General features: G+C 60.5%; 7 protein-coding genes. 1 reads left to right on the top strand and 6 read right to left on the bottom strand.

Translation table 11 applies throughout. The features are described 5' to 3' along the window. The 4 genes from HGHM_RS20645 to HGHM_RS04450 form a co-directional block, all read right to left on the bottom strand. Positions 1-538: MCP four helix bundle domain-containing protein (locus HGHM_RS20645; RefSeq protein WP_034348394.1), on the bottom strand; the 538-nt coding region annotated here is incomplete at its 3' end. 74 nt (positions 539-612) lie between these two features. Next, positions 613-1,077 carry a chemotaxis protein CheW gene (locus HGHM_RS04460; RefSeq protein ID WP_019140312.1) on the bottom strand — a complete coding sequence of 155 codons (465 nt, stop codon included), beginning with the start codon at positions 1,075-1,077 and terminating at the stop codon, positions 613-615. A gap of 261 nt (positions 1,078-1,338) precedes the next feature. Beyond that, a complete protein-coding gene (locus HGHM_RS04455) occupies positions 1,339-2,973 on the bottom strand; it encodes an HD family phosphohydrolase (RefSeq protein WP_019140311.1) in 1,635 nt (544 codons plus the stop codon). A gap of 78 nt (positions 2,974-3,051) precedes the next feature. After that, entirely contained in the window at positions 3,052-3,819 is a 768-nt protein-coding gene (locus HGHM_RS04450; RefSeq protein ID WP_026075692.1) for a 3',5'-cyclic-nucleotide phosphodiesterase, read from the bottom strand. Positions 3,820-4,303: 484 nt separating this feature from the next. Between HGHM_RS04450 and HGHM_RS22175 the strand changes: the two genes are divergently transcribed. After that, on the top strand, positions 4,304-7,390 hold the full coding sequence (locus tag HGHM_RS22175; RefSeq protein WP_019140309.1) for a bifunctional diguanylate cyclase/phosphodiesterase: 3,087 nt from the start codon (positions 4,304-4,306) through the stop codon (positions 7,388-7,390). Here the strand turns inward: HGHM_RS22175 and HGHM_RS04440 are convergent. Next, positions 7,338-8,165 (bottom strand): DUF2334 domain-containing protein, encoded by an 828-nt coding sequence (locus HGHM_RS04440; RefSeq protein WP_019140308.1) that lies wholly within the window; start codon positions 8,163-8,165, stop codon positions 7,338-7,340. The two genes, HGHM_RS22175 and HGHM_RS04440, sit on opposite strands and share 53 nt — an antisense overlap. Continuing rightward, complete coding sequence (locus tag HGHM_RS04435) at positions 8,152-9,288, bottom strand: glycosyltransferase family 4 protein (protein ID WP_019140307.1); 1,137 nt, start codon at positions 9,286-9,288, stop codon at positions 8,152-8,154. Before HGHM_RS04435 ends, HGHM_RS04440 begins: the two co-directional genes overlap by 14 nt. Between the last annotated feature and the right edge of the window lie 27 nt (positions 9,289-9,315).

The raw sequence follows: 9,315 nt of genomic DNA, 5'->3' as shown, positions 1-9,315 counted from the left end.
ATTTCGCTTGCGCGAAAATGTGATCCTGCCAAGTGACCAGGTCCATGATCGATTGGTGATATGCCCCCATGGCCGGGGCCATCTTGCTCACAACGAAAGCCTTGATCTGCGCCGGGTCCGTGCCCGCGCTATCCCTGAGCGCAAAGACCTGGTTCCGGATGTCCATGTACGTCTTGCGCTTGTCGGCAATCGTGGCGATCAGCTTCTTGCCTTCTTCGGTCGTGATCAGGGACTTCAACTCTTCCTGGACCTTCGAGATTTCCGCGCTTCTCGCCTTCATCCGGGCAAGGATGGCCTGATCGTCGCTGGCATCCCTTGCCCTCAGCCTGGCTTCGGTCATCGCATCGTTGGTCACACTCCCTGCGTACCATTTCTCGCTGAGCCGGGCCTTATGGATCGCAACATCCATCTCTTCGGTGGCCCGGGCAACATCCTGCAGCTTCGCGATGCCGATCACGGCCAGGATGGCCGTCAGTACCAGTACGGCGGCAAAAGCCAATCCAAGGCGCGCGCCGATTTTCATATTCGTGAAAAACATGGTGAATCCAAAATCAAAGTGTTAATCGGTGTGGTCGAGCTTGATGCGACGATATGTTGTTACCGCCCCAATACTCATGCGATTGCGGGTTCCGAGACCAGGCTCAGCTCCTCGCTCGACATCAGCTTGTCGATGTCGACCAGGATCAGCATGCGCTCGTCGATCGTGCCCAGCCCCACCAAATAATCGGTGTTCAGCGCCGTGCCCATGGCCGGTGCCGGCTTGACTTGCTCCGGCGTCAGCGTGATCACGTCCGAGACACTGTCGACCACCATGCCCACTACCCGGCTGCCCAGGTTGAGGATGATGACCACCGTGAACTGGTCATAGGTAGGGGTGCCGAGATTGAACTTGATGCGCATGTCGACGATCGGCACGATCACCCCGCGCAGGTTGATCACGCCCTTGATATAGTCCGGCGCGTTGGCAATCCGGGTCACCGCTTCATAGCCGCGGATTTCCTGCACCTTCAGGATGTCGATCCCGTATTCCTCTTTTCCAAGCCGGAAGGAAAGCACTTCGGCCAGCTTGTTGTTCATTGCGCTCTCAGCCAAACCTATTCCTGACAAACGTGGTTATCAATTTACTCAGCGTCGCAGAAATATGCCCGCGACAACTGAGTAACGTCAGGGATGGGAGTCAATTTAGGGTAGCCGCAAAAAATTGCCTTGCGATTTTTGCACGCCGCCTTATGCGCAGACTCTATTGATAAGAAGTGAAAATATTTTTGCAATGAAGAACCTTCCGGATAATGTGGAAGGCACACCGCTTGTCACTGCACATCGTGCATTAACCGGAAATCAAGGCACGTAACCAGGGATTCTGCTTTCGTCGACTGCGTCGATCTGCTCCGCGTCGAGGAAGCGTCGGGCATACTCGAGATAGACCTTCTGACGAATGAATACGTCGAACAAGTCGGGGTCGATATGGTTGCGCTGCTTGAAGCCACCGAGGATACGCAGCGCTTCGCTCAGGGTGTTCGCCTTCTTGTAGGGGCGGTCCTGGGCCGTCAGCGCCTCAAAGATATCGGCGATCGCCATCGCTCTTGCCTGCACCGACATCTGGTCGCCGCGCAGGCCGCGCGGGTAACCCTTGCCATCCATTCGTTCATGGTGCGCGCCTGCATATTCCGGCACTTTCTGCAGGTGTTTCGGCCACGGCAGGGATTCCAGCATGCGAATGGTGACGTTGATGTGGTTGTTGATGATCTTTCTTTCCGCGGGATTGAGCGTACCGGCACGCACCGTGAGATTGGTGACTTCATCCCTGTTCAGGAAAGCCTGTTCCTTGCCATCCGGACCAGTCCAGCGATAGCGCGCGATTTTTTGAACGCGGCTCTGGTCCTCCGCCGACATGCTTTCAGCGCCGATGTTCGCGCGTCGCAGGAACTCGCGGTCGGCGTCGAGTCGTTCCAGCTCCTGCTGGAGGCGGCTGTCGATGAGGGTTTCAGCATGACAGTCACGGTTGCCGGCGGCTGCAAGCTTTTCTTCAAGGGCACGGATCTGCGCATCGCGCTTCAGCACTTCGAACCGGGTATCGATGGTATGGATGCGATCGACGATCGTTTCCAGCTTTGTCGACTTTTCCATCACATGAACCGGCGTGGTGATCTTCCCGCAGTCATGCAAGAGGCCGGCCAGCCAGAGCTGCTTGCGGTCACGGTCACTCATCCTGAAGGCGGCAAGCGGGCCGGCCTCCGTCTTGTGCGCCGCTTCGGCCAGCATCATCGTCAGTGCCGGTACATGTTCGCAGTGACGTCCGGTATGCGGCGATTTTTCATCGATGCAGAGGTTGATCAGCTTGACGAAGGACTCGAACAGGTCCTCCAGCCGGGCGATCAGCTGCTGGTTGGTGATGGCGAATGCCGCCTGCGATGCAAGCGCCTCGATGAAGCGCTGGTCGGTCTCGGTAAAGGGATGAATCTCGCCGGAGCGGCGGTGCCTGGCATTGATCAGCTGCAGCACGCCGATCAGCTCGCCCTCATGGTCCTGCATCGGGACGGTGAGGACCGATTGCGAATGGTAGCCAAAGCGCTCGTCGAACCTGCGCATCCCGGAAAAATTGAAGTCGCCCGCCTCTGCATACACATCGTCAATATTGGACGAGGCACGGGTATTGGCGACGTAGGCCGCGATGGCGCTCGTGTTCGGCTCACCATTGTCATTGAACAGCGGGATGTCGGGAATGGCAATCGATTCCCCGTTCGCCCCACCCTGATGCAGGCCCAGCGTATCGTTGATCGAAATATGGAAGCACAGGCTTTTCTTGTCGCCACTGACACGATACAGCGTGCCGCCGTCCGCGTGAGTCATGGCCTTGGCCACATTGAGGATTTTCTCGAGCAGCAGTGGAATGTCGTGACTGGTGCTGAGCAGCACGCTCAATTCCGTGAGCTGCTCCAGCCTCTGCGCGACTTCAGTATGGTCGAGATTCATGAACTGTCGACTTTCTCAGTGATCCGTTTTGTTCTGCCCGGCGCTATCGCAACCGCAGCGTGCAGCCGCCGGCCTGCATCAGAAGGAAAAGACGTCGCCACATTTCAGGGCATGGAAGCTGCGGCTTCCACCCGCGACGTTCAGCTCCTGCATGATCCTGTCCTCCTGCCCCGGCTTGAGGTGATAGATCAGGAATTCAATGGAAGCCGGCAGGGCAGCGATGTCCTCCAGCAGGGAGCGCGGGCAGAAATGGCGGGACAATGCAGCGAGCTGCGATTCGGCGTCCGGGAAGGAGCAATCGACGATCACCCGGGAAAGCCGCCGGTCGCGCGCGAGTACATCCCACAATGGCGGCGTCGAACCCATGTCGCCGGTGAACAGGAATCCCGATTCCGTCGAACATGCCGCATAGGCGACGGATCCTGCAATGTGATTGACTCGATGGGCCGTAATCTGCCGTCCAGCCAGGTCCAGGGCGATGCCGGGCTCCAGGGGCTGCCAGCGCAATACCGGATGGTCGGCGTTCGGAATGGCGGCGAAATCGGGCCACAGAACCCAGTTGAAAAGATGGGTCCTGAGCGCGTCTATGACCTGTTGAGTGGCGTGCACGGTAATCGGCGACTTCCGTTTGCCATTGACCGCGTCAGCCAGCAGGGCCAGACCCGCTACGTGATCGAGATGGGAATGCGAGAGAAAGACATGGTCGATCGCAGCCAGCTGATTGACGCCCAGGGCCGCGATCCCGGTGCCGGCGTCGAGCAGGATGTCATGGTCGATCAGCAGGCAGGTCGTGAACCGCTGCTGCCCGCCGATGCCGCCGGCGCACCCCAGTACTTCCAGCCTCATCTTGCACAAGCCTGCCATGCAGGAGCAACTGACCGGTAGCCGGCGAAAGCGGAGTGCGTCTCCTCGCTTGCATGACTGCGCATGGATGATGGTGTCGCCATCTGGATTCTCCCCCTGCTCTTCTTGATTGATTGTGACCGCATCTTGTGGAAGCGGCCATGCCTGCGTTCGGCCAGCCAGTTGCAATCGTTCCATCATACATTTTTTTGATGATCTTTATAACTCCGGAGAAAGCCGGGATGGCCGAGGAAGGACGGCGCGAATTTTCTCCCGGTGAGGATTCGGGAAAGTCGATTTTCTCCCATGTATATGGGACAAGACTGTCGCGCAGAACCACTGCCCTTCCGGCATGGACATGGCGTGGACATGGCACGCGCCAGGCGCGGTGACAATTCGCAACACTGTTTGATCCTTTGCAAACAAAGCCATCATGGCGCTGGCAGAGTAAAGAAAACAATTACAACCGTTTTGGGGGACGCCCGCCATGGGGCTGATTGATACGTTGCTGAGTCAAGCAGGCGCCCGTGCGGGGGTGGACCTCTCGCGCCGCGGCTTGCCCGAACTGGTCAAATTGCTGCTGGTCTTTTGCGCTTATTACCTGCTCACCCGGTTTTCCGTACATTTCGTTACGCCTCCCGGGGTGGCGAGCGCGTTCTGGCCGCCCGCTGCACTCGCGCTGTGTGCCTGCCTCATGTGGGGAATGAAAATGGCACCCGCCGTCTGGCTGGGCGCCACGCTTGCCAACTATCTTTCTTCCATTCCGTTTTATGCGGCATCGCTGATCGGCATCGGCAACGCACTCGAAGCCTGTGTTGCCACATTTCTCATGCGGCGCCTGCTGCGCACACCGCTCGACTTTACCCGTTCGGAGGAAACCGCCAAATTCGTCAGCATTGCCGTCCTCGGCAGCATGCTCGCCGCATCGATCGGCGTCACGACGCTGGAGCATGCCGACCGCCTCGGCGCCGCCGGGATGACGCTCAGCTGGCTGACCTGGTGGCTCGGCGACGCAGTCGTGATGATCATCATCACGCCGCTCCTGCTCGGGCGCAGTACGAAAGTGGTCGCTGACTGGACGACATTGCGCAGCCTTGAAGCGATCGGCTTCGGCCTGTTTCTGTCCGTGCTCACCCACGTCGTGTTCGGCGGTGCCATGGGACGCTGGCCGCTGGCCTATGTACCGATCCCACTCGTCATCTGGGCAGCCTTCAGGTTCAGCCTGCCCGGCGTCACCTGGACCGCCGGCATCCTGTGCGCCATCGCTGTCTGGCATACCTCCCGGGGAAGCGGCCCTTTCGCCATAGGCGACTTCAATCTCACCATTCTCCTGCTGCTGGCTTATGTGGTAACCGTCAGCAAGCTGGGCCTTTTTCTGGCCAGCCTGCTGTGTCAACTGGGCGATGCGGAAGAAACGCTGAAGTCGGAACGGGACCAGCTGGAGCACCGGGTGCAGGAGCGGACCCATGAGCTCACGCGCGACATCGAGGAACGCAAGCGGATCGAGCGGGAGCTGGCCTACCGGGGGAGACAGCTGGCTGAAGCCCAGCGCTTGGCGCAGATCGGCAGCTGGAGTCATGACCTGGATTCAGACGACATCACCTGGTCGGACGAACTGTACCGGATCTATGGCGTGCAAAAGGGCGAATTCGAGCCCAGGCTTTCCAGCTACTGGCAGCTGGTGCACGAGGACGACCGGGAGCGCGTGCGTGAAACGATGGAGCAGGCCCGGCGGACCGGCCTTCCCTTCAGCACCGAACATCGTATCGGTTTACCCTCGGGGGGAAGCAAGATCGTTGCCGCCCGCGGTTTTGCGGAGAAAGACGAGAGCGGACGCATCGTTCGCATTTTCGGCAGCACCCAGGACATCACCGAAGCCAAGATGGCGGAAGCGTCATTGCGCGAGGCCGAGGAGCGCTATCGGCTGGTAGTGGAGTTGTCCCCGGATGCCATCCTCGTCCAGCAGGACCAGGTATTCAGCTTCGCCAATCCGGCGGCGATCGCCCTCCTGGGTGCGGACAATGCCGGGCAGATCGTCGGCAAGGCGGTATTCGACTTCCTCCATCCCGACTTCCATCAACAGGAGCGGGAAAGACTCGCCATCCTGGGGAAAGGCGGCAAGGTTTCCAGGACAGAGGAAAAGCTGGTCAGGGTCGATGGCAGCACTGTCGATGTCGACATCAACAGCTCGTCCTTCATGCACAAGGGCCGGCCGGCGGTACTTCGGATGATGCGCGACATCACCGAGCGCAAGAGAAGTGCCGAGCAGCTCGCCTATCTCGCCCATTACGACTCGCTCACCGGCCTGCCGAACCGCGCCCTGTTCCATCAGCGACTCAATCACGCACTGACCATCGCCGAGCGGCCGGGACGCTCCCTCGAGGTATTGTTCCTCGACCTCGACCGCTTCAAGGAAATCAACGATACGCTTGGGCATGCGGTGGGCGACCTCGTCCTGAAGGAAACCGCGCACCGCCTGCAAAGCATCCTGCGCGAATCGGACACGGTGGCGCGCCTGGGCGGCGACGAATTCGTGGTGCTGGTCGAGAACGTGGACGAACCGCTGCGCGGCGGCGTGATCGCCGAGAAAATCCTTGCCGCGATCGCCCTGCCCTTCATGCGCGATACCAAGCCGCTTGTCACGAGTACCAGTATCGGCATCAGCTGTTTTCCCGACGATGGAAAGGATGCGACGACGCTGCTGAAAAAGGCGGACATCGCGATGTACCGCGCCAAGCAAATGGGACGCAACGGCTATCAGTATTTTTCTTCCGAAATGAACCTGCACACGACGGAACGCCTGAACCTTGAGCATGCACTGCGCCATGCCGTCGCGCGGCAGCAGCTGTCGCTGCATTACCAGCCGAAGTTCGATGTGCGGACCAGGAAAATCACGGGAATGGAAGCGCTGCTGCGCTGGCAGCATCCGGCAAAGGGATTCGTTCCGCCGGAACAATTCATCCCGCTGGCCGAAGAAACCGGTCTCATCAATGCCATCGGAGACTGGACGATACGGGAAGCCTGCCTGCAGAACAGGCAATGGCAGCAGGCCAGCGCCATGCGACTGAAAGTCGCCGTGAACCTGTCGGCGAGGCAGCTTGCCAGCGACCGCCTGGTCGAGACCGTGCGCGCCATCCTGGATGAAACCGGTCTCGACCCGGCGTACCTGGAACTGGAGATTACAGAGCGTGCAGTGATGACAAATCCGGAAAAGGCGGTCGCCACGCTGACCGCCCTGCACGATATCGGCGTCAGCGTGGCCATGGACGATTTCGGGATCGGCTATTCGTCCCTGGCCTACCTGAAGCGCTTCCCTATCCGTGCCATGAAGATCGACCGCTCCTTCGTGCAAGGCATTCCCGGCAACCGTGGCGATGAAGCTGTCGCTCGCGCCATCATCGACCTGGCGCACGACCTGGATTGCAGCGTGATCGCGGAAGGTGCGGAAACCCAGGAACAGGTCGATTTCCTGTACCGGCATCGCTGCGACAGCGTGCAAGGCTATTATTTCAGCGGGCCGGTCAATGCCGACCGCTTCGGCCAATTGCTTCAGCAGTCGGACCAGCTGCATTAGCTTGTCCTTCCTGCTGCAGGCTCGCAGCCCAGAGGCGGGCGAAGGCCGCTTTCGTCATCGCCTTCCGCGATGGCAGCAGCCTTTCGAGCAGAACCTGGAAATGCCGCACGATGCGCGGATGGTCGGCATCTGCCGGATGCAGGCTCAGGCGCACCAGCGGCGTATTACGCAAGGCTCCGCACAAGAACGTATTCCAGCCCAGCGACATGCCGCGGCGCCAGGCGCTGCCGACGGTGTAGACCAGGCTTTGGGTGGGCATGGCTTCCCGCTCCGGCAATAGGTAAAAGCGGCGCAGGGTCGTCGTGTAACGAAAGGAAAATTCGGTCAGAGCCCGCCAGGCATCCGGGCCGAGCAGCCAGGCGGGCGCGACAAAGCCTTCCACCGGCCATCCGCGTTCAGCGAACCACGCCAGCCCGGCTTCCAGCCGACGCCGCGCCTCGGCCTGGTCGATTGCCAGGAATTCGCCTTCGCTGCGGGTATAGACCTGTCGCGTGAAGCGCTCGGCCAGGCCGCGCGGCCGCTGCGCTTCATCGAGGTGGGTGTAGCCATGCAGCGCCAGTTCGTCGCCCCGCACGAGCCGGCCCTCCAGTAAGCGATGATAGTGGCTGCCATCGCCGGTCGGCAGCCGGTGGTAATGCGGCACCACCAGCAGCGTCACCGGCACGTCGGCCACGGCGTGGATGGCTTGCAGCAGCAGTTCGCATTGCGGCCAGGTCGCTGGGGCGACATCGTGGATCGACACGCACAAGGCAGGCGCCAGCTCAGTCCGGGACATAGGAAGTTCCCAGATCGGGCTGCACCTGCTGATAGGCGGCCAGCAAGCTGTTGTAGTGGCCAAGCAGTTGCGGAAAGATGGATTCCCAGGAAAACTTTTCCACGGCCCTGCGGCGCGCGGCCGCGCCGAGCGCTGCACAGTCCATTTCGAATGCGTGGATAATGCCTTCTGCCAGCTTGTCGGCGCTGCCGGGCTCCACCAGCACGCCGGTGTCGGGATCGACCAGCTCCCGCACTCCGCCGGCGGCGGTACCAACCACCGGAATGCCGCTTGCCATTGCTTCCAGCACGATCAGCCCGAATGTCTCCCGGTCTCCCGGATGCACCAGCAAATCACAGCTGGCCAGCACCGATGCCAGCGCCGCCTGGTCGGACTGGAAAGGCAAATAACTCACTCTCTCCTGCGGCGGGAAGTCGGCCCCGCATCCCACCATCAGAAGATGGTAGGGAGGGCCAAGCCGCCGCACGGCTTCCAGCAGCAGCGGCAAATTTTTCTCGCGGGTAAACCGGCCTGCGAACACCAGCAGACGCGCTCCTTCCGGTATGCCCAGCCTGTCCCGCAGCTGCGGATCACGCTGCCGCGGCGAAAACGTTTCGGTGTCCACGCCCAGCGGCTGATACTCGACATTCTCGATGCCAAGCTCCTGCAGGCGCTGCATCATCGCCTTGCTCGGCGCCAGCACCAGATCGAAGCGCCGGTACAGCCGCGCCAGATAATCGGCGGCGATCGGCTGCGCAACGGTGCCGAAACGATGCGCGATCAGACGCGGCAGGTCTGAATGACAAAAGGCAAGCACTGGTATGTCGAGCTTGCGCTTGACCCGCAATGCCGTCCAGGCGAACTGATAAGGATCACCGACTTCGATCAGGTCGGGCTTGAGGCGGGCAACCTTTTGCGCGGCAAGGCGTGTCGACAAGGGCATGCGGTAACCCGGCGCATAAGGCACCGGCACGCTTGGCACGGAAACAAATGCCGGCTCTGCCTGGGCATCGATGAGGGACGGCCCGACGATGATGTGCTCGACGCGCGTATGTCTGGCCAGCCAGCGCGCCTTGGAAGTGAGGTAAGTTCGGATGCCGCCGCTCTCCACCGTGTAAAACAGCGTGAGATCTACTAAGCGCAATTTTTTGCCTGTAACTTGTAGGAGATA

This window comes from Noviherbaspirillum massiliense JC206 (assembly GCF_000312045.1).
GTDB lineage: Bacteria > Pseudomonadota > Gammaproteobacteria > Burkholderiales > Burkholderiaceae_D > Noviherbaspirillum > Noviherbaspirillum massiliense.
Note: the sequence above shows the minus strand (reverse complement) of the source record. Positions and strands in the feature narration are given on the sequence as shown.